This window comes from Microbulbifer yueqingensis (assembly GCF_900100355.1).
Lineage (GTDB): Bacteria > Pseudomonadota > Gammaproteobacteria > Pseudomonadales > Cellvibrionaceae > Microbulbifer > Microbulbifer yueqingensis.
Window position 1 is genome coordinate 228,362 of sequence record NZ_FNFH01000001.1, and the last position, 20,793, is coordinate 249,154.

At 63.5% G+C, this 20,793-nt stretch carries 23 protein-coding genes; 7 read left to right on the plus strand and 16 right to left on the minus strand.

Annotation, left to right across the window (positions count from 1 at the left end):
• Positions 1–46 precede the first annotated feature (46 nt).
• The 3 genes from lepB to BLT26_RS01005 form a co-directional block, all read right to left on the minus strand.
• A complete protein-coding gene (lepB, locus tag BLT26_RS00995) occupies positions 47–814 on the minus strand; it encodes a signal peptidase I (protein WP_091506760.1) in 768 nt (255 codons plus the stop codon).
• A 69-nt stretch (positions 815–883) separates the two neighbouring features.
• On the minus strand, positions 884–2,689 hold the full coding sequence (lepA, locus tag BLT26_RS01000; RefSeq protein ID WP_091506763.1) for a translation elongation factor 4: 1,806 nt from the start codon (positions 2,687–2,689) through the stop codon (positions 884–886).
• A 202-nt stretch (positions 2,690–2,891) separates the two neighbouring features.
• On the minus strand, positions 2,892–4,292 hold the full coding sequence (locus tag BLT26_RS01005) for a Do family serine endopeptidase (protein ID WP_091506767.1): 1,401 nt from the start codon (positions 4,290–4,292) through the stop codon (positions 2,892–2,894).
• A gap of 179 nt (positions 4,293–4,471) precedes the next feature.
• On the opposite strand from BLT26_RS01005, the gene mpaA reads away from it, so the two are divergent.
• Positions 4,472–5,182, plus strand: coding sequence for a murein tripeptide amidase MpaA (gene mpaA, locus BLT26_RS01010; RefSeq protein ID WP_091506770.1), 711 nt, complete (start codon positions 4,472–4,474; stop codon positions 5,180–5,182).
• A gap of 10 nt (positions 5,183–5,192) precedes the next feature.
• Here mpaA and ycjG read toward each other — a convergent pair whose 3' ends face one another.
• The 5 genes from ycjG to rpoE all read right to left on the minus strand — a co-directional run bounded on the left by ycjG (position 5,193) and on the right by rpoE (position 9,194).
• Complete coding sequence (gene ycjG / locus BLT26_RS01015) at positions 5,193–6,137, minus strand: L-Ala-D/L-Glu epimerase (protein ID WP_091506774.1); 945 nt, start codon at positions 6,135–6,137, stop codon at positions 5,193–5,195.
• A 60-nt stretch (positions 6,138–6,197) separates the two neighbouring features.
• Positions 6,198–6,653, minus strand: coding sequence for a SoxR reducing system RseC family protein (locus BLT26_RS01020; RefSeq protein WP_091506778.1), 456 nt, complete (start codon positions 6,651–6,653; stop codon positions 6,198–6,200).
• A gap of 2 nt (positions 6,654–6,655) precedes the next feature.
• Positions 6,656–7,510, minus strand: coding sequence for a MucB/RseB C-terminal domain-containing protein (locus BLT26_RS01025; RefSeq protein WP_175452993.1), 855 nt, complete (start codon positions 7,508–7,510; stop codon positions 6,656–6,658).
• Between the two features lie 194 nt (positions 7,511–7,704).
• Entirely contained in the window at positions 7,705–8,412 is a 708-nt protein-coding gene (locus BLT26_RS01030) for a sigma-E factor negative regulatory protein (RefSeq protein ID WP_091506784.1), read from the minus strand.
• A 167-nt stretch (positions 8,413–8,579) separates the two neighbouring features.
• Positions 8,580–9,194 (minus strand): RNA polymerase sigma factor RpoE, encoded by a 615-nt coding sequence (gene rpoE / locus BLT26_RS01035; RefSeq protein WP_091506787.1) that lies wholly within the window; start codon positions 9,192–9,194, stop codon positions 8,580–8,582.
• A 168-nt stretch (positions 9,195–9,362) separates the two neighbouring features.
• Here rpoE and nadB point away from each other — a divergent pair, with 168 nt between their 5' ends.
• Positions 9,363–10,979, plus strand: coding sequence for an L-aspartate oxidase (gene nadB, locus BLT26_RS01040; protein ID WP_091506790.1), 1,617 nt, complete (start codon positions 9,363–9,365; stop codon positions 10,977–10,979).
• Between the two features lie 68 nt (positions 10,980–11,047).
• Here nadB and BLT26_RS01045 read toward each other — a convergent pair whose 3' ends face one another.
• Positions 11,048–11,497 (minus strand): protein YgfX, encoded by a 450-nt coding sequence (locus BLT26_RS01045; RefSeq protein ID WP_175452994.1) that lies wholly within the window; start codon positions 11,495–11,497, stop codon positions 11,048–11,050.
• Positions 11,472–11,717, minus strand: a complete 246-nt coding sequence (locus BLT26_RS01050) for an FAD assembly factor SdhE (protein WP_091506795.1) — start codon at positions 11,715–11,717, stop codon at positions 11,472–11,474. The genes BLT26_RS01045 and BLT26_RS01050 overlap by 26 nt, the downstream gene beginning before the upstream one ends.
• Before the next feature lie 166 nt (positions 11,718–11,883).
• On the opposite strand from BLT26_RS01050, the gene ygfZ reads away from it, so the two are divergent.
• Positions 11,884–12,912 (plus strand): CAF17-like 4Fe-4S cluster assembly/insertion protein YgfZ, encoded by a 1,029-nt coding sequence (gene ygfZ, locus BLT26_RS01055; protein WP_091506798.1) that lies wholly within the window; start codon positions 11,884–11,886, stop codon positions 12,910–12,912.
• A 32-nt stretch (positions 12,913–12,944) separates the two neighbouring features.
• Here ygfZ and ung read toward each other — a convergent pair whose 3' ends face one another.
• The 6 genes from ung to BLT26_RS01085 all read right to left on the minus strand — a co-directional run bounded on the left by ung (position 12,945) and on the right by BLT26_RS01085 (position 17,655).
• The gene (ung, locus tag BLT26_RS01060) at positions 12,945–13,667 is read right to left on the minus strand and encodes a uracil-DNA glycosylase (RefSeq protein ID WP_091506801.1); all 723 of its coding nucleotides are present in this window, start codon (positions 13,665–13,667) and stop codon (positions 12,945–12,947) included.
• Positions 13,668–13,703: 36 nt separating this feature from the next.
• Entirely contained in the window at positions 13,704–14,291 is a 588-nt protein-coding gene (locus tag BLT26_RS01065) for a uracil-DNA glycosylase family protein (RefSeq protein ID WP_091506805.1), read from the minus strand.
• Positions 14,288–15,250, minus strand: coding sequence for an SdiA-regulated/phytase-like domain-containing protein (locus BLT26_RS01070; RefSeq protein WP_091506808.1), 963 nt, complete (start codon positions 15,248–15,250; stop codon positions 14,288–14,290). The genes BLT26_RS01065 and BLT26_RS01070 overlap by 4 nt, the downstream gene beginning before the upstream one ends.
• 81 nt (positions 15,251–15,331) lie before the next feature.
• Positions 15,332–15,814, minus strand: a complete 483-nt coding sequence (locus BLT26_RS01075; protein ID WP_091506810.1) for a YajQ family cyclic di-GMP-binding protein — start codon at positions 15,812–15,814, stop codon at positions 15,332–15,334.
• A 14-nt stretch (positions 15,815–15,828) separates the two neighbouring features.
• Entirely contained in the window at positions 15,829–16,365 is a 537-nt protein-coding gene (locus BLT26_RS01080; RefSeq protein ID WP_091506814.1) for a YaeQ family protein, read from the minus strand.
• Between the two features lie 294 nt (positions 16,366–16,659).
• Entirely contained in the window at positions 16,660–17,655 is a 996-nt protein-coding gene (locus tag BLT26_RS01085) for an aldo/keto reductase (RefSeq protein WP_091506818.1), read from the minus strand.
• 229 nt (positions 17,656–17,884) lie between these two features.
• On the opposite strand from BLT26_RS01085, the gene BLT26_RS01090 reads away from it, so the two are divergent.
• Genes BLT26_RS01090 through BLT26_RS16655 form a run of 4 tightly spaced genes read left to right on the plus strand, consistent with a single transcriptional unit; the run spans position 17,885 to position 20,792 of the window.
• Positions 17,885–18,514 (plus strand): LemA family protein, encoded by a 630-nt coding sequence (locus BLT26_RS01090; protein ID WP_091508665.1) that lies wholly within the window; start codon positions 17,885–17,887, stop codon positions 18,512–18,514.
• A 17-nt stretch (positions 18,515–18,531) separates the two neighbouring features.
• Entirely contained in the window at positions 18,532–19,281 is a 750-nt protein-coding gene (locus tag BLT26_RS01095; RefSeq protein WP_091506822.1) for a TPM domain-containing protein, read from the plus strand.
• Entirely contained in the window at positions 19,281–19,892 is a 612-nt protein-coding gene (locus BLT26_RS01100; protein WP_245720540.1) for a TPM domain-containing protein, read from the plus strand. Before BLT26_RS01095 ends, BLT26_RS01100 begins: the two co-directional genes overlap by 1 nt.
• A 42-nt stretch (positions 19,893–19,934) precedes the next feature.
• Positions 19,935–20,792 carry a PDZ domain-containing protein gene (locus BLT26_RS16655; protein ID WP_139169345.1) on the plus strand — a complete coding sequence of 286 codons (858 nt, stop codon included), beginning with the start codon at positions 19,935–19,937 and terminating at the stop codon, positions 20,790–20,792.
• Position 20,793: the final 1 nt, after the last annotated feature.

The following is a 20,793-nucleotide window of genomic DNA, read 5'->3' on the forward strand; positions in this document are numbered from 1 at the left end:
ACCCTCAGTCTTGTTATTGTAGGTACTGAATTTCCGGCGACGGGCGTCACTCAATGGTGCCGACCCGCTTGAAGCTGGGGATGCTCAACAGGTTGTCCCAGTGCATCCAGATCGCGAAGGCCTTGCCGACAATATCGCGCTCCGGCACAAATCCCCATTCGCGGCTGTCGAGGCTGTTATCGCGATTGTCGCCCATCATGAAGTAGTGCCCCTCGGGCACCACCACCTCATTGATATCGGCGAAACGGCTCGGGTTCACGCTCTTCGCGACCAGGTGGCGACGGCCGTAGATTTCCTCCCACAACACCTCCATCTGGGGGTTGCCGGGCGGTATCGCCTGGATCAGCTCCTGCGGCGCCCGCTTGCCATTGATATAGAGCACGTTGCCTTCCACCCGGATACGGTCTCCCGGGAGGCCTATGACGCGCTTGATAAAGTAAGTGTCATTCATGTGCGGTGGAAAAAACACCATCACATCGCCGCGCTCGGGCTCGCCGATATCCACCACCTTGGTCCGGGACACCGGCAGCCGCAGGCCGTACGCGTATTTATTCACCAGGATAAAATCCCCCACCTGCAGGGTTGGCACCATGGACGCCGATGGAATCTGGAATGGCTCGACAATAAAGGAGCGCAACACGAACACCAGCGCCAGCACCGGGAAAAATGACTTGGCGTACTCGACCACTACCGGGTCCGGCCGGTCCTCGGCCGCCTGGCGGCGACGGGGGGCGAAAAACAGGCTGTCCACCAGCCAGATCAGGCCACTGCCCACAACCAGCCACAGGAGGATCAGGGGGAAATTGATATCCATATTATTCTCAGAAACCTATACCAACGCGTTCAATAGTCCTCGTGGCCGGCGAAGGCAGGCCCCCGACATTTACTGGTCCACCTTCAACACCGCCAGGAAGGCCTCCTGCGGCACTTCTACACGCCCCAGCTGTTTCATCCGGCGTTTGCCCGCCTTCTGTTTCTCCAGCAGCTTCTTCTTGCGCGTCACGTCACCGCCGTAACACTTGGCGGTTACGTTCTTGCGCAGGGCCTTGACCGTGGTGCGGGCAACAATCTGGCCACCGATGGCCGCCTGGATCGCGACATCGAACATCTGCCGCGGAATCAACTCTTTCATTTTTTCCGCCATCGCACGCCCCTTCTGCTGGGCGGTATCCCGGTGCACGATAAGTGCCAGGGCGTCGACGCGATCGCCGTTGATGAGGATATCCAGCCGCACCAGGTTTGCCGGGTCGAAGCGCACAAAACTGTAATCGAGCGAGGCAAAACCGCGGCTCACGGACTTCAGGCGGTCGAAGAAATCCATCACCACTTCACTCATCGGCAGCTCGTAACGAAGCGACACCTGGCTGCCCGCGTACTGCATATCCTTCTGTATCCCGCGCTTTTCGACACAGAGGGTGATGACATTACCGAGGTGCTCCTGCGGCACCAGGATATTTGCCTCGACAATGGGCTCACGCATCTGAGCGATATTGCCCACATCTGGCAGGCGCGACGGGTTGTCGACGGTCACCACTTCGCCATCGGTCAACTCTACCTCATAGACGACAGTGGGTGCGGTGGTAATCAGGTCCAGGTCGTACTCGCGCTCCAGGCGTTCCTGGATGATTTCCATGTGCAGCATGCCAAGGAAACCGCAGCGAAACCCGAATCCGAGGGCATCGGACGTCTCCGGCTCGTAGAACAGGGAGGCGTCATTCAGGGAGAGCTTGTCCAGCGCATCGCGGAAAGCCTCGTAGTCATCAGAGCTGACCGGGAACAGGCCGGCGTAGACCTGGGGCTTCACTTTCTGGAAGCCGGGCAGCATGGCTACGCCTTCAGATTCCTTGGCATGAGTCAGGGTATCGCCCACCGGCGCGCCGTGGATCTCCTTGATACCGGCCACCACAAAGCCAACCTCACCGGCCCGCAGTACACCAGTCTCCTTCCGCTTGGGCGTGAATATGCCCACGCTGTCGACGACGTGCGCGCGGCCGATGGACTTGGTGACGATCTTTTCCTTGGTCTTCAGGGTGCCCTGGACCACCCGCACCAGCGACACCACCCCCAGGTAGGGGTCAAACCAGGAATCGATGATGAGCGCCTGCAGCGGGGCGTTCACGTCACCCTCAGGGGGCGGCACCAGTCGCACCAGGTCCTCCAGTACGTCTTCCACCCCGAGGCCGGACTTGGCGCTGCAGCGGGTGGCCTCGGTGGCATCGATGCCGATAATGTCCTCGATTTCCTCCGCCACCTTGTCGGGATCCGCCTGCGGCAGATCCATCTTGTTGAGCACCGGGATCACCTCAAGGCCCTGCTCGATGGCGGTGTAGCAGTTGGCCACGGACTGGGCCTCTACCCCCTGGGCCGCATCCACTACCAGCAGGGCCCCTTCACAGGCCGCCAGCGAACGGGACACTTCATAGGAAAAGTCCACGTGACCGGGCGTATCAATAAAGTTCAGCTGGTAGGTCTTGCCGTCGCGAGCGGTGTAATCAAGGGTCACGCTCTGGGCCTTGATGGTGATACCACGCTCCCGCTCCAGGTCCATGCTGTCGAGTACCTGCTCGGCCATCTCCCGATCGGACAGCCCCCCGCAGACCTGGATAAACCGGTCGGCGAGGGTGGATTTGCCATGGTCGATATGGGCAATGATGGAAAAATTGCGGATATGGGAGAGATCTGTTGCCACTGCGGAGTAGAAACCCTTTCAAAATCAGAATGTTAATGGCGGACTCGCCATAGAGTTGGCGCAAGTCTACCAGATGGCAGTGGCTGCTGGGCAGTGCTATTCACCAGACAGGGCCGACGGGAGGCGGTCAGCTTCCACACCGGCCCGGCGCCCGGGCCGGAAGGAGAGCCGGCGCGAGGCCGGCACCTCCCGGGAGGGATGGTCAGCCCTCCTCGATCTGGATGGTGCGGAATGTGGGCTGGCCACCGCGGAAGAAGCGGATCGGCAGCAGCTCATTGCCGGGCAGCCCCTTGACGATACGCTGGTAGTCATCGAGGTCGCCCACCTCATCGAAGCCAAGCTGGGCTATGATATCCCCGCTTCGCAGGCCGGCCTTGGCCCCGGCCTTGCCCGGCACCACTTCCTTGACCATCACACCGGACTCCACACCCAGCCGCTGCTTCAATGCGTCCGGGATCTCATCCACCATCAGTCCCAGCCGGCCGCCGGCGTCAGCGGCGGGGTTGACCGATGCCTGCTGTCGCTCCTCTTCGTCCCCGGCGAGTGCGCCGACGACTACGTCCAGCCGCTTTACCCTGCCCTTGCGCATCAGTTCCACGGTCACCTCGCTGCCAGGGCGGGTCCGACCAACCACGTGGGGCAGGTCACCGGAGACATCAATTTTCTCACCGTCGAAGTGGGTGATGATATCGCCAGCCAGGATTCCCGCCTCTGCTGCCGGGGCACCGGCCTGTACCTGTGCCACCAGGGCGCCACTGGGCCTTTTCAGCCCCATAGCCTGGGCCATATTGCGATCCACGTTCTGGATACCGACACCCAGCCACCCGCGGTCCACACGCCCCTTTTCCTTCAGCTGCGCGACCACATCGCGGGCCAGGTCAGCCGGGATCGCAAACGACAGGCCGATAGACCCCCCGCTGCGCGTGTAGATCTGCGAATTGATACCCACTACCTCCCCTTTCAGGTTGAACAGGGGGCCCCCGGAGTTGCCCGGGTTGATGGCAACATCCGTCTGGATGAAAGGCACATAATTCTCCTGGCTCTCATTGGGAATACTGCGGCCAATGGCACTGACGATGCCGGCACTGGCTGAATAGTCGAGGCCGAACGGGGAGCCGATCGCGACCACCCACTCACCGACTTCCAGGTCATCCGAGCCGCCCCACGTAATAGCGGGCAGGTCTTCGGCATCCACCTTGAGCAGGGCCAGGTCAGAACTCGGGTCGGTGCCGATTACCTCGGCCTCCAGCTCGCGGCGGTCAGGAAGGGTAACGATTACCTGGTCCGCCCCGTCGACAACGTGGTTATTGGTGACCACGTAGCCATCTTCGGAAATTATGAAGCCCGAGCCCATGCTGGCGACGGGTCGCTGCTCGCGACGACGCGGCTCCAACAGGTGCCGGAAGATCTCCGGGATATCCTGCCGGTACTGCGGCGGTACGCCACGGCCAGCCGCCTGGGCGCGCTCGACGGTGTTGATTTTCACCACCGCCGGCGAGTTTTTTTCAATCAGGTCAGTCAGGTCCGGCAGGCCGCGCGCGCAGGCGGAGGCGGACACCAACATGCACAGGATCAAAAGGAACTGTGTACAGCGTGTAACCATCGGTTTGTTACCCCTAATTATCCCTTCTACTATGGAATCAATGACTTGAATTTCACTCCCGGTCCCGTCAATTCCAGTAGATAAGGTTCCGGGAGACGAGATTCAACGGGTCTTGCGTAAACAATTAGTGGCATCGGGATCGGGAAAGTTCTCGCGCCGCATGTAAATCAGTGTAAAGAATGATCAATTTACGTCCCCGTACCGAGCGTGGCAAGTTCAATCACCCACAACAGGTGTACGGCCAGTCACAGCTGGGAGCTCCCCTGCTGTACTTTCCCGCCCAGGTTGCCCCGGACGCAACTGACCGCCCGGGCATGGTCATGGCCGGAACCCATGGGGACGAGGTCGCAGCGGTGGTCGCCCTGTCGTGCGCGCTGCGCTCCATACCCCCCGACGCGCTCCGGCACCACGTGATCCTGGCGGTCAATCCCGATGGCTGCCAGCTGGGACAGCGCTGCAACGCACGGGGAGTGGATCTCAATCGCAACTTCGCCACCAGCAACTGGCAGCAGGAGGACACCGTCTACCGCTGGAACAGTGCGGCCGAAGAGCGCGACGTGCTGTTAAGCACCGGCACCAGCGGTGGCTCCGAGGCGGAAACCCGCGCCCTGTGCGAGCTGATCGCCAGGCTGCAGCCAGGGTGGATAGTGACCATTCACGAACCCCTCGCCTGCATCGAGGACCCGGCCACCAGTGAACTGGGGCAATGGCTGGCAGAGGCGCTCGCGCTGCCACTGGTCAGTGACGTCGGCTACCTGACACCCGGCTCTTTCGGCACCTGGTGCGCGGAGCAGGACTGGCCCTGTATCACGGTCGAGTTCCCGCCCATTTCCGCCGATGCGGCCAGCGAGGACTACCTCGACGCGCTGATCCGGCTGCTCACCCACTGACAGACAGGGATCACCAGTACACCCGCCCCGCCTCGAAGCGCAGTGGTGGCTCCACATCGCGGGCAAGCCAGGTGGGACCATCCAGGTCGCGCAAGCGCACCTTCTCACCCAGCGGCCAGGCCGCCCGGATGGCGCGCGAGGTGCACAGCATGCAGCCAAGCATCAGCCCAAACCCGCGTTCCGCCGCCTCGTCCGCCAGTGCCAGCGCTTCGGTAATGCCGCCGGTCTTGTCCAGCTTTATATTGACCATGTCGTAGCGACCAGACAGCCGGGGCAGGTCAGCGCGGGTATGGCAGCTCTCATCGGCACAGATCGGCAGCGGATGGGGAAAGGAGGTGAGGAATTCGTCGTCGCCAGCCGGCAGCGGTTGCTCGAGCATGGCCACCCCCAGGCCCGCGAGCGCCTCGCAGCGCGCCACCAGCGTCTCTCGGTGCCAGGACTCGTTGGCATCAATCACCAGCTGCGCGTCGGGCGCAGCCTCTCGCACAGCCCTGACGCGCGCCTCTACCCCGCTGTCATCCAGCTTCAGTTTGAGGGTATCCACGCCGCGCGCCACGGTTTTCTCAGCCGCCGAGGCCATCGCCTCGGGAGTATCGATGACCAGCGTCTGCACGGTAGAGAGCCACTCGGGGCCCGGCCGGCCGTCGCCCCGGCGCTGACGCTCCCAGTCCATCAGCGCGCAATCCACCGCATTGCGGGCGGCGCCGGCCGGCATCTGGGCGAGAAGGCCGGTCCGGTCGAGCCCGTTACCCACGGCAGGTAGTACCGCCTGCACCTGGTCCAGCACCGACTCCACGCTCTCCCCGTAACGGGGATAGGGTGTGCATTCACCCGTGCCGGTAATTTCCCCATCAGACACCTCCACCACGACCACCGCCGCCTCTGTGCGGGCACCGCGGGAGATGACAAATGAGGTGCGCAGGGGCCAGCGCTCGGCAAAACAGCGCACACGCATAGGGCGCTCCGTTCTCTACAGGCAGAAGTTAAGAGTTTAGTCCGGGGGAGTCCGGCGGGCTCAGCGGGGTGAGGGGCGTGAAGGTTCGATCCTGAGTAACACGGGACTGTACAGCGGGCTGGCGGCATTGCGCCGGCCATGCCAGCGGATGGCTCCGGCCCCGCCCAGCAGTCCGGCCACAGCACCCGCGATGGCGCCCGCCTCGCCGGCCAGGGCATCACCCGCAAGGGCTCCGAGCAGGAGGAATATGAGGGGTAAGATGTAAGCCAGGAGAGCGCCGGTGCTCAGGGCCCGCTCCGGAATACCGATTATCGCCGTGTCGTTCAGGGCGACATGCGCTTTATCCCAGCTGTTGAGGTCCACCCGGATACGGGTGGACCTGGACAGGAAATCGCCCAGCAGCCCGGTGCCACAACCGGACCTGGCAGAACAACCGCCGCAGGCACTGCGCTGGATAGTTTCCACCCAGATGGAACCAGCCTCGATGGCGACAACCCGCCCGCGCTCTTCGTGCACGGTCAGCTTCCGGTTCCCACGGAGCGCGCCACCCGCTGGGCGGTGGCATCCGGGATCTCACCAACGACCGTCACCGTAAAGTAGGTGCCATCCACCTCGACCCGGTCCATGTAGGCGACCGTGGCCCCGCGAATGGCACGGCCCTTGTATTCCAGTTCCGGCCCGAGACGCTGTACGAACACGGTGAACACGCTCAGGCCGTCACTGAACACCAGCATATCCCCGTCGGCAAGGGTCCGGACCGCCACTTTTTCGTAACCGTCCGGCAGCCAGCTCAGCTGCCAGCGGGTCTGCGCCGTTTCACAGGCGTGGCGGTTGTCGATGCGCCGGACGTCAGCCGAACGCGGCTTAAGGTCCTCATCACTGATCGGTGACAGGTCCAGCTCCACGAACTGGTAGCGCTCCAGCACCCGGCCCTGGGCCCCTACCAGCATCGACTTCAGCGGCAGGCCGGTCTCCCGGTCGAGGTTCAGGAACACACCCAGCCGGTGCTGGTCGCGGGGCCGCGCCTCGATGACTACTGTCTCGCGGTCGGCAATGCGCTCTCCGCCGCGCAGGACGAAATGATAACTGCCGGTGCCCTGGCCGTTGACGCCGCTCCACTGGCTGGCCCGGCCAAAGGGGCTTACCGCCCGGTCGCAGGCGGAGGTGGTGCCGTGGCTGATCAGTTCGCGGGGCTCGCCACTCAGGTAGCGTACGCGCTCCACCTGCTCACCATCGCGCACGGCATGGTAGACCTGCAGGGTTTCCAGCAGCCCCTGGTGCTCAAAAGTCACCAGCCCGCTGTATTCAAGGTCGCTGACTGCATCGGAGAGGCGGCCAAGCCAGTATTCGACGCTTCCCTGTTCACCGGCCACGGATGGCTCAGGCGCCGGCGTCACAGGCTGCTGTGCCGGTTTCCCAACCTGCTGTTTGCCGTCTGGAGTAGAAAAGTCCCGGCCCGCTGGCTCCGCATCGGGCGCGACCTCCTGGGCAAAACCTGCGGGGGCTATCAACAGCAAAGCCAACAGCAGGCTGTTGGCTTTGCGTTGCGATTCAGAGCGCAATCCCGTCACTGTCCGTCCTGCTCCCCGTAGGTGGCGCGGGCGAAAGGCACCATACCCTGGCTGCTAACATGGCCCGCCTGCTGCGAGTGGCGGATCATGACGCGGTTGAGGTGCCGGATCAGCTCGGGCGGCGGGGCCTGCTGGATCACGGCCTGTACCGGCACTCCCGGCTGTCGCTCGGGCACCAGGCGGGGTGAGGCAGTGCTAACTGAACGGGTGGTGGGCGCCGGCACGTAAAAACCGCTCGGTTGCGGGGCAGACTGCACCGCCTGCTGTACCGGACGGGGTGCCTCGGCCGCCAGCTGGGGCGCGCCGGTATTGTTGGCGGCCGGATCCGGCTGCGACAACTGCTGCACGCCAAGGATGGCGGCAAATGCTACCGTGGCCGCCACCGCACCGCGAGACAGGCTCCGCACCCAGGGGCTCCGCGTTGCCATGCCGGCAGAGGATTCCGCGTCGCTCGCGGCGGTATCCAGTGGCCCTTCCGCGTCGATGGCCGCAGATATGCTCGCAGCCAGGCCCGGCGCCACCGGAGCAAACTGCTCCCGGCGCATGATACTGGCGGCAAGCTGGTACCGGGACCAGCGCTCGGCCATCTCGTCACCTTCGCTGCCGCGCTTCAACAGGCGCTGCAGCTCCAGTTCGGTGGCCTCGCCATCCATCAGCGCCGATAGCGACTCATTCAGCCGATCCTGATGACTCCCGTGGGACATACGGGCAACCCCTCTCTACAAACAGTTGATAAACCGGCGCAGAGGCCTGCGCCACAGCAAAATGCTCGACCCAGCGGATACCACTTGCCAGTTATTCTCTCAGACAGGCGGGACGGAAAATTGTTTCACCGCCGCGCCAAAATTTTCCCGCGCTCCCGGCGCTATTTTCAGCCTCGATCCCCCAGTGGCTCGGGCTCGCCCTCCATCACCGCCTTGACTGTGCGGTCGATCGCTTCGCGGGCCCTGAAAATCCGGGAACGGACAGTGCCCACAGGGCAGCCCATCACCTCGGCGATTTCCTCGTAGCTGAGCCCCTCCATCTCGCGCAGCGTCACGGCCGAGCGCAGGTCCTCGGGCAGCGCCCGGATCGCCTCGTGCACCGCCTGCTCAAGCTGGTCGCGGAACAGCTGGTTCTCGGGGGTCTCATTGTCCCGCAGCAGGTCGGCGCCGGAATAGTACTCAGCGTCTTCCAGGTCCACGTCAGAGGACGGCGGACGGCGGCCGCGGGACACCAGGTGGTTCTTGGCCGTATTGATGGCAATACGGTACATCCAGGTGTAGAAGGCACTCTCACCACGGAAATTGGCCAGCGCGCGATACGCCTTGATAAAGGCTTCCTGCACCACATCCTGGACTTCACTGTGATCCTTGATGAACCGGCTCACCACAGCGACGATCTTGTGCTGGTATTTCAACACCAGGAGGTCGAAGGCACGCTTGTCGCCCTTCTGGACCCGCTCCACCAGCTGGCGGTCACTCGGTGACGCCTGTTGCGCTGTCATCCCCTACTCCCAAATACAGCCGCACCACATGCGGCCACCCAGGAATGACTGGAGTTGCCGGCGCAGGCATTTATTCTGTGATCTTGAAGACCGTGGCAATAGGACATAAGTTCCGGCCCAAATCGACGAAAGTTCAGTTGGCGCTATACTACGCGACCCCACTGGACAATGAAAATTATGACTGCACAGGCAAATTACGACGTTCTGGTCATCGGCAGCGGCGCCGCCGGGCTGACCCTCGCCCTGCATCTGGCAGCCCGTTACCGGGTGGCCCTGCTGTCCAAGCAACGCCTGCGGGATGGCTCCACCTGGTTTGCCCAGGGCGGCATCGCCGCCGTACTGGACAGCGCCGACTCGGTGGAATCGCATATCGCTGATACCTTAGATGCGGGCGCCGGCCTGTGCCACCCGGAGGCAGTGCGCAAGACAGTCGAGAACGGCGCCGCAGCGATCCAGTGGCTGATCGACCAGGGGGTCGACTTCACCCGCGACCGCCAGGACTACCACCTCACCAAGGAGGGCGGCCACAGCCACCGGCGCATCATCCACAGCGCCGATGCCACCGGGCGCGCCGTGCACAGCACCCTGATCGAGCGGGTGCGTGCGGCGAAGAACATCGACTGCTTCGAGCAGCACGTGGCGCTGGACCTGATCCGCCAGCCGGACGCGGCCAAGGGCAGGTTCCGCTGCGCCGGCGCCTATGTGCTCGACCGGGAAACCGAAGAGGTTGAACTGTTCCAGGCCCGCGCGGTGGTACTGGCCACCGGCGGGGCCAGCAAGGCCTACCTCTATACCAGCAACCCGGACGGCGCCAGCGGCGACGGTATCGCCATGGCCTGGCGTGCCGGCTGCCGGGTGGCAAACATGGAGTTCAACCAGTTCCACCCCACCTGCCTGTATCACCCCAAGGCCAAGGCGTCGCTGGTCACAGAGGCCCTGCGCGGCGAGGGCGCACAGCTGAAGCTGCCCGACGGCCAGCGTTTCATGCACCGGTTCGACAAGCGCGGCGAACTGGCTCCCCGGGATATCGTCGCCCGCGCCATCGACCACGAGATGAAGCGACTGGGCGCGGACTGCCTGTACCTGGATATCTCGCACAAGGACCCGGATTTCATTCGCGGGCACTTCCCGACGGTGTACAACAACTGCCTGCAGTACGGTATCGACATTACCCGGGAACCGATCCCGGTAGTCCCGGCGGCCCATTACACCTGCGGCGGAGTCATGGTGGACGAGCACGGGCGCACGGATCTCGACCAGCTGTACGCCATTGGCGAGACCACTTTCACCGGCCTGCACGGCGCCAACCGGCTGGCCAGCAACTCGCTGCTGGAGTGCCTGGTCTACGGCCGCGCCGCGGCCATGCACATCGATGCCAGCCTGGATGCCGTCACCCCGCCGCGCCCGGCAGCGCCCTGGGACGCGTCACGGGTAACCGATTCGGATGAGGATGTGGTGATCTCCCACAACTGGGACGAACTGCGGCGCTTTATGTGGGACTACGTGGGCATCGTGCGGACCCGCAAGCGCCTGCTGCGGGCCGAGCACAGGGTCAGGTTGCTGCAGCAGGAAATCCGCGAGTTCTACGCCAATTACCGCATCACCAGCGACCTGATCGAGCTGCGCAACCTGGCGGTGGTATCGGAGCTGATCATCCGTTCCGCGCTGGACCGGCGCGAGAGTCGCGGCCTGCACTACTCAGTGGACTACCCCAGGCTCCGCGAACTGGCCATGGACACCATCCTGGTTCCCGAGAACTTCGCCAACCAGCGCCAGTTTGTGTAACTGTCACCGCTGCGCCGGGTAACCCGGGGCGGGAAATCCATGGCGTAAGGTACATAGCGGAAAATTCATCAAGAGTAGCGCAGCGCTGCCTGCAGGCGACGCCAGTCGTCCGGCTGCAGGCTGTCACGCGCCAGAACCAGCCGGGCCTGCCCATTGTTTTGGATGCGGCCGTTTATCACCACCAGCCAGGGCCACAGCACCAGTTCGCCGCGCAGTGCAAACTCCATTTCCTCGCCGCCCGCCGGGCACCAGAACCAGCGCCCGGCCCGGGTACTGAGCACGCCGGCAACATCGCGCAGGCGGCGCAATTCGCGCGCCGCATAGAGGCACACCACCAGCGTGAGGATGAGCACCAGGGGCCAGGGAGCGCCACAGAGCCAGATTGCGAGCAACCCCTGGACCAGTGCGAGAACCAGCACTGCCGCCAGGAGGCGGGAGGGCGCCACCACGCACGACAGGCGGGCGTGGCGCTCCGGGAGAGGCGTGGGAGTGCTATTCCTGGAGGCCGGTATTGTCACGGATGATCTGCACGATGCGCTGCAGCTCGGGATCTGCCGGGTCCTCGCGCCGCAGGAACCAGGCAAACAGGTCCTGGTCCTCGCTCTCCAGCAGCTTCACGTAGCTCTGCTGGTCGGCCTCATCCAGGGTGTCGTAGACGTTCTCCAGAAACGGCAGCAGGACAAGGTCCAGTTCCAGCATGCCGCGGCGGCTGGCCCAAAACAGGCGGTTGCGATCCATACTTCATTCCAACCAGAAAATTTGCCGCAGTATACCCGCTGCAGGCCCACGAACAGTAGTCCCTGCACAGGGCAGGCGGATCGCGCCGGCGGTTGAAATCCGCCCTGCCACCCCCAGATACTGCAGTCTCTGCAACCCATCCAACCGAGCATCACAGGGAAACACTATGGACCAGGTACAGTGGCAGGAATTTCTCACCGCGAGGGGCGCCGTGTGGGAGGGAAATGAGGCTCACTTTCCCGATACGTCCGCGGATACCTACCTGGTGGACCTGAGCCCGCTGGGTTCGGTGTCCGTTACCGGCCCCGACAGCCAGAAATTCCTCCAAGGCCAGCTTACCTGCGACCTGCTCAACCTCCCTGACTGGCACAGCAGCCTGGGTGCACACTGCAACCCGAAGGGGCGCATGATCAGTGCCTTCCGCGTTGTAAAACACTCGCAAGAGCACTTTACCCTGCTGCTGCCGCGCGACCTCGCCGGCATCGCCCGGGAGGCGCTGGCGAAGTATGCCGTCTTCTTCAAGACCGAACTGTCTGAATGCGGCGACGACCAACGCTGGCTTGGCCTGCAGGGCAAGGGGGTCCTCGAGCGGGCGAGTGGACTGCTAGGTATCGGGCGACTCGCGCCGGGCGCAGCCCACAGTTTCGGGTTCGACGGCACCGAGGTCGTGGCCTGCGCGCTGGCCGAAGACCAGCTCGCGCTCGGGGTGCCGGCGAAGGCCGCCCCGGCGCTGTGGGAAAAGCTGGCCGGGCAAGCGGAAGTGGCGGGCTACTGCCACTGGACAGCCCGGCAGATACAGGCTGGTGTCCCGCAGTTGCATGCAGCCACCAGCGAGATGTTCATTCCCCAGATGCTGAACCTGCACCTGCTCGGGGGCGTCAGCTTCAAGAAAGGCTGCTATACCGGGCAGGAAGTAGTGGCGCGCATGCAGTACCTCGGCGCCGCCAAGCGGCGCATGTACCGGGCCCGGTGTGAATCGGGTGGGTTGCCCGAACCGGGCGCCCCGGTAAGTACCGAAGATGGGAAAAGCATCGGCAACCTGGTACAGGCCTGCCGCAGTGACGAGGGTATTGAGCTGCTGGCGGTGCTGACGATCGGCAAGGTTGCCGAGGGAGCCCCCCTGTTTCTCGCCGACGGGCGCGAGCTCAAGCTGCAGGAATTACCGTACGACGCGGACGCCGATCCGCTCGCCTGATCCCGGTCGAGTCGCAGTCCCGCGGCCTTTCCTTATACTTCCACAGCCACGCGCCGCAGTGCCGCCGCCTCCGGCAGCGCCCACTCGACGGGCTGCTGGCCGTGTTGCTGTAGCCAGGCATTGGCCTGGGAAAAGGGTCGTGTACCGAAGAAGCCGCGGTGGGCTGAGAGCGGCGAGGGATGCGGGGCTGTCAGCACCAGATGCCTGGAACGATCGATAAACGCACCCTTCTTCTGGGCATAGCTGCCCCAGAGGATAAACACCAGGTTCTCGCGCTGCTCCGCCAGTGCGTGGATCGCGGCATCGGTAAATTGCTCCCAGCCCCTACCCTGGTGGGCACCCGCCCTGCTGTCCTCGACGGTCAGGGTCGCGTTCAGCAGCAAGACGCCCTGCTCTGCCCAGGGCTGCAGGCAGCCGTGATGCGCCGGGGGGATTCCCAGGTCAGAGTGCAGTTCTTTGTAGATATTTTGCAGCGAGGGGGGAATGCGCACGCCCGGCATCACCGAGAAGCAGAGGCCGTGCGCCTGGCCGGCGCCGTGATAGGGATCCTGTCCGAGGATCACCACCTTGACCCTGTCGAATGGCGTCGAGTTGAAGGCGTTGAAAATCTGCCCCCCGGGCGGGTAGATGCGCTTGCCGGCATTTCTCTCAGCACGCAGGAACTCCCGCAACTGGCCCATGTAGGGCTTGCGGAACTCACCTTCGAGTACCCGGCGCCAACTGGGGTCGATATTTACCTGTTCCAGGGAAGGCATGCTGTTTCCTGTTCCTGTCTGGATCTCACTTCGGGCTTAAAGAAGAATTTTCCTCACCTGCAGCTGCAATTGCGGCACCACTTCCGCCTCGAACCAGGGCCGCTTGCGCAACCACAGCGTGTTGCGCGGGCTCGGGTGGGGCAGCGGGAAGTAGCCCTGCGGCAGGGCGTCACCAAAGTGGCGTACATTCTCGGTAATGCTGCCATACCAGTGCGGCAGGTAGTAGCGCTGCGCATATTGCCCCACCAGCAGGGTGAGCCGCAAATCGGGCATCAGTTCCAGCAGCCGCGCATGCCAGGTGGCCGCACACTCGGGTCTCGGCGGCAGGTCGCCACCCTTGCCGCGGCCGGGGTAACAGAACCCCATGGGAATAATGGCGATACGCGACTCGTCATAGAAGGTCTCCCTGTCCACCGCCATCCAGTCACGCAGCCGGTTCCCCGACGGATCATTCCAGGGGATACCGGTGGCGTGCACCCGGGTCCCCGGCGCCTGGCCGATGATCAACAGGCGGGCAGTGTCGGTCGCGCGCAGCACCGGGTTGGGGCCTAGTGGGAGGTATTCCTCGCACAGGCGACAGGAACGAACCTCGCGCAGCAGGTCCTGCAGGGGAATACGGCTCATGGCTGGGGGACTTCCTGCAGGAGGGTGCCCTGCGGGTGGCCAAGCTGCATCAGCAGTGCACGCCGGTCATCCGGGTCGGAGGCGCGGCCCACATTGTTGTTATCCAGCACGATGAAGATGCCCTCGTCATTGACAGCCAGGCCCTCGGCCTTCCCGTAACGGGTTTTCCGGTAGACATGTTCCGGCGCCTCTTCCACCGCGCGATACTCAATACACCACTCGGCCTCAAGGTCGCCCAGTGAGCGCCGGCATACGGCGAAGGCATTTCGCTCGAGGGTATACAACGCCCCAGCGTGTATATCCAGTCCGGTGATATCCTCGGGACGACCGTGAAAATCCAGGCCCGGCACAGGGGGTATATCGTAGAATTCCATCTTGTTTTCCCCCAGCCTGACCAGCCCGCGCGCCTGCCGCTCAAGCGCTATCCAGGTCTGCCCGTCCTTTCTCACCAGTCCCTCGCCGGCGCCGTTGAACCTCTGCATGTAGCCCCGGGCGCGGGCCGGTTCCGCCCAGCCCTGGGGCAGCCAGTGGCCGCTCCCGTCCGGCAAGAGTCGTACAAGCCGGTGGTAACGCTCGCTGAGAAGGTAGATAGCGCCACCGCTGCAACTGATTCCCTCAAAATCCGCAGCGAGGCCGGGCTGCACCAGGCCCAGCAACGCTGCTCCCAATTCCCCGCGCGGTACATCCAGCCCGCCAAAGCGCTGGTAGGGCTGCAACCGCGCCCGGGGCGATGCGCCCTGCCCTGGCTGGCTTCCGGCAAAGTCCACCGCGTATATGGTCCCGGAATCCTTGTCCGACACTGCCAGCAGGCGCTGCTCGCAGAAAGCCAGGCCGGACATATCCAGCCCGGCACTGCCGTCGAGCCACCAGCTCCCGAGTAGCTCGGCCGGCAAGACCGGCTGTGCCGGCGCCCGGGCAGCCAATAGCAGACCGAGCAGGAGCAGAATCGGCTTCAGCATCTCGCCCCTCTTTCCGCCTCATTCCCGCTGGTCCCGTAGCTGCCAGTGTTTTCTCGCAACCGGGCGGGCCAGGAGTGAGAGTCAGTCGCGGAAATTATTGAACTGCAGGGGCTGGTCCAGCTCCTTGGCACGCAGCATGGCGATAACCTGCTGCAGGTCATCGCGTTTCTTGCCGGTCACGCGCACCTGGTCCCCCTGGACAGAGGCCTGCACTTTCATTTTCTCGTCCTTGATCATCTTGACGATTTTCTTGGCAAGCTCCTTGTCCAGCCCGTTTTTAAGGGTCACCTTGACCCGAACCTCGCGACCGGACTGCTCCACTTCGCCCACTTCCATCGCCAGCGGGTCGATATCGCACTTGATCAGGGCGCTGCGCAGCATATCCACCATCTGCGTCACCTGGATTTCCGCCTCGGCGCGCACGGTAAGTTCAAAGCCGTTCATGTCCACTTCCGCGTTGACGCCCTTGAAGTCGAAGCGGTTGGTCACGGTACGGTTGACCTGGTCCACTGCGTTCGTCAGCTGGTGCTTGTCTACTTCGGATACGATGTCGAATGAGGGCATAGTCACTCCCAAAATTATTGAAGTTTTTCCGGGGTCACTTCCAGGCTCGCCTCTTCTGTTGCGACCCAGATGTGGCCGTCCTGGATAGTGATACTCAAATCCATGTTGCGCTGCGCCTGTTGTGCCAGTGCCTCGGTCTGCTCGGGCAATAAGCGATAGACCCGCAGGTTACCGAAGCGCGCCAGCCCCTGCTGGTGTTTCTGCCACCACACCGGTGCGGTGCGCCGGCCATAACTGTACACCAATACTTCGTCTGCACGGCCGCAGGCCTTGCGCAGCCGTTCCTCGGCGGGCACGCCCACCTCGATCCAGCGCTCGATCTCGCCGCTGAGGCTGAACTGCCACAGGTCTGCCTCGTCATCGCTGGAGAGCCCCCGGGTAAATTCCAGTGAATCGGTAGCGTTGTGCGCAAACGCCAGCAGCCGCACCATCATTCTTTCATCCGTTTCCGAGGGATGCCGCGCCACAGTCAGCAGGTGCTCGGCATAATAGTCCCGGTCCATGTCCGCTATCTGCAACCGCGCTTTGAATATTGTCGCTTTCAGTGCCATTACTGCTTTCTCTGTTGGCTTCCCGGTGAAATCGTAACTAACGCCCGACCGGGGGAATCCCACTCATGTGGGCCGGCATGTGTACCAGGAGTCCGGCCGCCCGGCTTTCCCCGACAGGCCACGCCTGTCGCTTCGTCGCGGGTGGCTATATTACGGGCCAGCGTCGCCAAATGCACCAGACGCAAGCGCAACACGTCCGGTCCGCGGCATCGCTCATCCGGCCAACAGGGTGCTGGTGAAAAAAGGACAGGACCGGGGAGGGATCGGGAAGCGGCCGCCCGGGGCGGCTGCAGTTCAGTCCCCGGGTACGGGCGCGCGGTTGTCGATCAGGCCTTCATCCCTGATCACCTTCCAGAATTCCTTCGGGACTTTCCTGTCCAGCGCAGCTGCGCTGGCCCTCACCTGTTCCGGCTTGCTGGCGCCGAACAGGACGGTGTCGACCACCTTCGGGGCAAATGAAAACTGGATACAGGCATCCACCATGTCCACCCCCATATTGTCGGCCAGCTCGTGTATGCGCCCAAGCCGTGTGCGCTGTTCCCTGGTTGTTTCCAGGCCGTAGTTATAGTGATCCTGGCCAGCGAGCAACCCGGAGTTGAACGGCGCCGCCACAATCAGGCCGGCACCACTCTCCTCGATGGCGGGGAAGAGGCGGTTGAGTGAATCCTGGTGATCGAGCAACGTGTACTGGATTGCCGACAGGAACAGGTCGGCGCTATGCCCTGCCTCGAGGGTCCTCAGAATCGGGTCGATGGTATTGACGCCCAGCCCCCAGCCCTTGATGAGCCCCTCATCGCGCATCCGGGTCAGTTCCGGCATGGCGCCATCGAGGGCAACCTCGAAGTGGTCTTCCCAGGTAGTGCCCTCGCCATATTCATCGTCGTGGTCCGGCGAAAGGTCATGGATAAATACATAATCAATCCGCTCGACGCCCAGGCGCTGTAGCGAATCCTCGAGAGACCGCCGCACCGCACCAGCCGAGTAGTCATAGCGATAATCGAAGGGGGACGGGTTGACCCACATTGTCTCCGGCGGGGTATCCGTGGCGGTGAGCACCCGCCCCACCTTGGTGGATAGCAGGTAGTCGTTGCGATCCTGGTTGCGCAGGAAGCGGCCAAACCGGCGCTCGCTGAGGCCCAGGCCATACCAGGGGGATGTGTCGTAATAACGGATACCCGCTTCCCAGGCTGCCTCCAGCGTCTCTTCAGCACGCTGGTCACTGAGGGACTGGAAGCCATTACCGATGGCGACACCGCCCAGCCCCAGGCTGGGTAGATTCAATGAACTCATAGCGACGGGGCTCCCTGCAGGCGCAAAGGGGAAAGTGAGAGGTTTTTCCTGTTCAGGGTAGAAAAACCTGGCCCGGTATCAAGCCCGCTCACGGGGATTACGCGCCACAGCCCGCCCGGGGGCGTGCCTCCGGGCATAAGACCCTGTGCGCCCTTCTTTCGCAGCAGGCTGCGGCCCTGCCCCGGAAAGCTATTATTGTCGGGCTTTTGCAAAAATATGGATGACCTGCATGAACCCGGTTTCGCCCGTGACCCATTTCCCGTCATGGCAGCGCCCGTGGCTGGCGCTGCTGGTTTCCTGGCTCGCGCTCACCGCCAGCGGCTGCGGGATCAACAATATCCCCACTTACGACGAACGGGTTAAGGCCGCCTGGGCCCAGGTACAGAACCAGTACCAGCGCCGTGCGGACCTGGTTCCCAACCTGGTCAAGACGGTCAAGGCGTACGCCGACCAGGAGCGGGAGACCCTGCAGGCAGTCACCGAGGCCCGGGCCCGGGTCAACTCCATGCAGGTGGACGAAAGCCTGATCAACGATCCGGCGCGGCTGGCACAGTTTGAGGCCGCCCAGGCACAGCTCAGCAGTGCGCTCTCGCGGCTCATGGTGGTGGTGGAACAATACCCCGACCTCAAGTCCAACCAGAACTTCCTGGCCCTGCAGTCCCAGCTGGAAGGCACCGAGAACCGCATCAGTGTGGCTCGACGGGACTATATCAACGCGGTGGAGCAGTATAACCGGGAGATCCGCACCTTCCCCGGCCGGATTTGGCACAGCATTCTTTACAGCGACATGCCCCTGCACGAGCCCTTCCAGGCCACCACCGAGGACGCCGAGAAGGCGCCCGAAGTCGACTTCCAGTAACCGTACCCGGATCAATCATGCGCTGTCACCGGTTGTTAATCCTGCTCGTCCTGCTCGGTTGCCCCGGCACCCAGGCAGCCACGGCCGAAACCGAATTCCCGACGCTGTCCGGCCGCGTTGTCGATCGCGCGAACCTGTTGAAGCAGGAAACCGAGTACCGGCTGACCGAGCTGATGCAGCAGCATGAAAAAGAGACCAGCAACCAGCTGGTGGTGGTCACCGTTCCGGACTTGCAGGGGCTCACCATCGAGGAGTATGGCTACCAGCTGGGACGCCACTGGAAGCTAGGCCGCAAGAACAAGGACAACGGCGCCCTGTTGATCGTGGCGCCCGACGAGCGCCAGGTGCGCATCGAGGTGGGGTATGGGCTCGAGGGCGCCCTTACCGACGCCCAGGCGGCCAATATCATCCACACCAAAATCCTGCCGAAATTCCGCACCGGGGATTTCGGCGGTGGGGTGACCGCCGGGGTGGAGTCTATGATCGCGGCCATCAAGAACGAATATGTCGCCGAACCCACCGAAACAGGGAATGATCGCCGGCTGGCATGGCTGGTGGGATTCCTCCTGCTGCTGGTCATGCTGCAGTTTTTCGGCGCCGCGTTCCTTGGGGTGCCGGGCAACAGCGGTCGCTTCCGCCGCGGCCGCTACGGCGGCTACTACGGTACCGGTGGCTTTGGTGGCGGTTTCGGCGGCGGGTCACCGGGCGGTGGCTTCGGCGGTGGTGGCGGCAGTTTCGGCGGCGGGGGCGCCTCGGGAGGATGGTAATGCTCAACAGTGATTACCGGCGCAGGGTCGCCGAAACCATCAAGCAGGTGGAAGCCGGCACCGATGCCGAGCTGGTAACCGTACTGGCTCCCGAGGCCGACAACTACCTCTATATTTCAACGCTCTGCGCCGCCTTCCTCGCCCTGTTGCTGGCACCACTGCTGCAGTTTCTGCCCTGGTGGCTGGACTACCGGGAGGCATTCACCCTGCAGTGGATACTGTTTATCGGGCTGGCCGTGCTGTTCCGCTGGCGGCCGCTGACCATGCGCCTGGTGCCGCGCAAGGTAAAGTTCTGGCGCGCCGCCAACCTCGCTCGGCGCCAGTTCCTGCAACAGGAATTGCATACCACCCGGGGCCGGCTGGGCATGCTGATATTTGTCGCCGAGGCGGAACACTATGTTGAGATACTCGCCGACCGGGGTCTCGCGGAGCAGATTACCGACGAGACCTGGCGCGAAATCATTGAGGAGTTCATTCGCGAGATCAAAAAAGGCAAAACCGGCGAAGCCTTCATACACTGTATTGAGCGGTGCGGTGAGCTCCTGCGGGAGGTGGCGCCGGCCACCACGATGAAAAACGAGCTTCCGAATCACCTGGTGATCCTGGACTGAATACCGGCCAGCAGACCGGAGCTGGCCCCATCGAGGGCAGCCATGATACACGCAGCAACAAGATCCCGACTTGCCGTCCTCGTCGCCCTGGTGGCGATTCCCGTCGCCTATTGGGCCTTCGCCGGCAGGCTGTCCGTGCCCGATGACGAACATCGCGCACCGGGAGCGCGCGCGGGCCTGGCGCAGCTCTTCAGCGGGAATGAAGCCAGTCTCGAGGAAAGGGTCGGGCGCCTGGAGGAATCGCTGGCCCGCTCTGCCGAAATCCAGTCACGGCTGCTGGACCTGGTGGAGGAATTGCGCCAGCAACTGGAGGGCCCGGACCCCGCCCCGCCGCGCACCCGGCAGGCCTCCTTACGGGATTCCCAGGCCCGGGCCGGGAACCGGAGCACCCGACGACGGGATTTCCGTGACACGCAGTTGGAGAGACTGGTACAGGCGGGCATCAACCCGGACCGGGCCGCCTTCATCATGGAGAGCCAGGAACGCTTCCAGTACGAGCACATGAAGCTCTCCTATGCCTACCGGCATATGCAGGACAAGTCGTCGCCAGAGGCGCGGGCGCTCAGGGAGAAACTCGAGAATTACAGTCACCCGCGCAAGATGCTGGAGCATGAACTGTCAGCGCAGGAATTCGAGCTCTACCTGCAAGCGACCAATGACAACCGGGAAATGGAAATCAGCGACGTGGTAAACGGCGCGCCGGCAGCCGACGCCGGACTGCGGCCGGGGGACAGGATCATTTCCTATAACGGCGAGCGGATCTTCCACATGGGCGACCTGCGCTCGCAGATCTACAAGGTCGGACCCGGGGAAAACGTGGCGGTTGAGGTCCTGCGCCGCGACAGCGGCAACCGGGAGACCATCTACGTACCCAGCGGACCCCTGGGTATTCGCGGGTAAG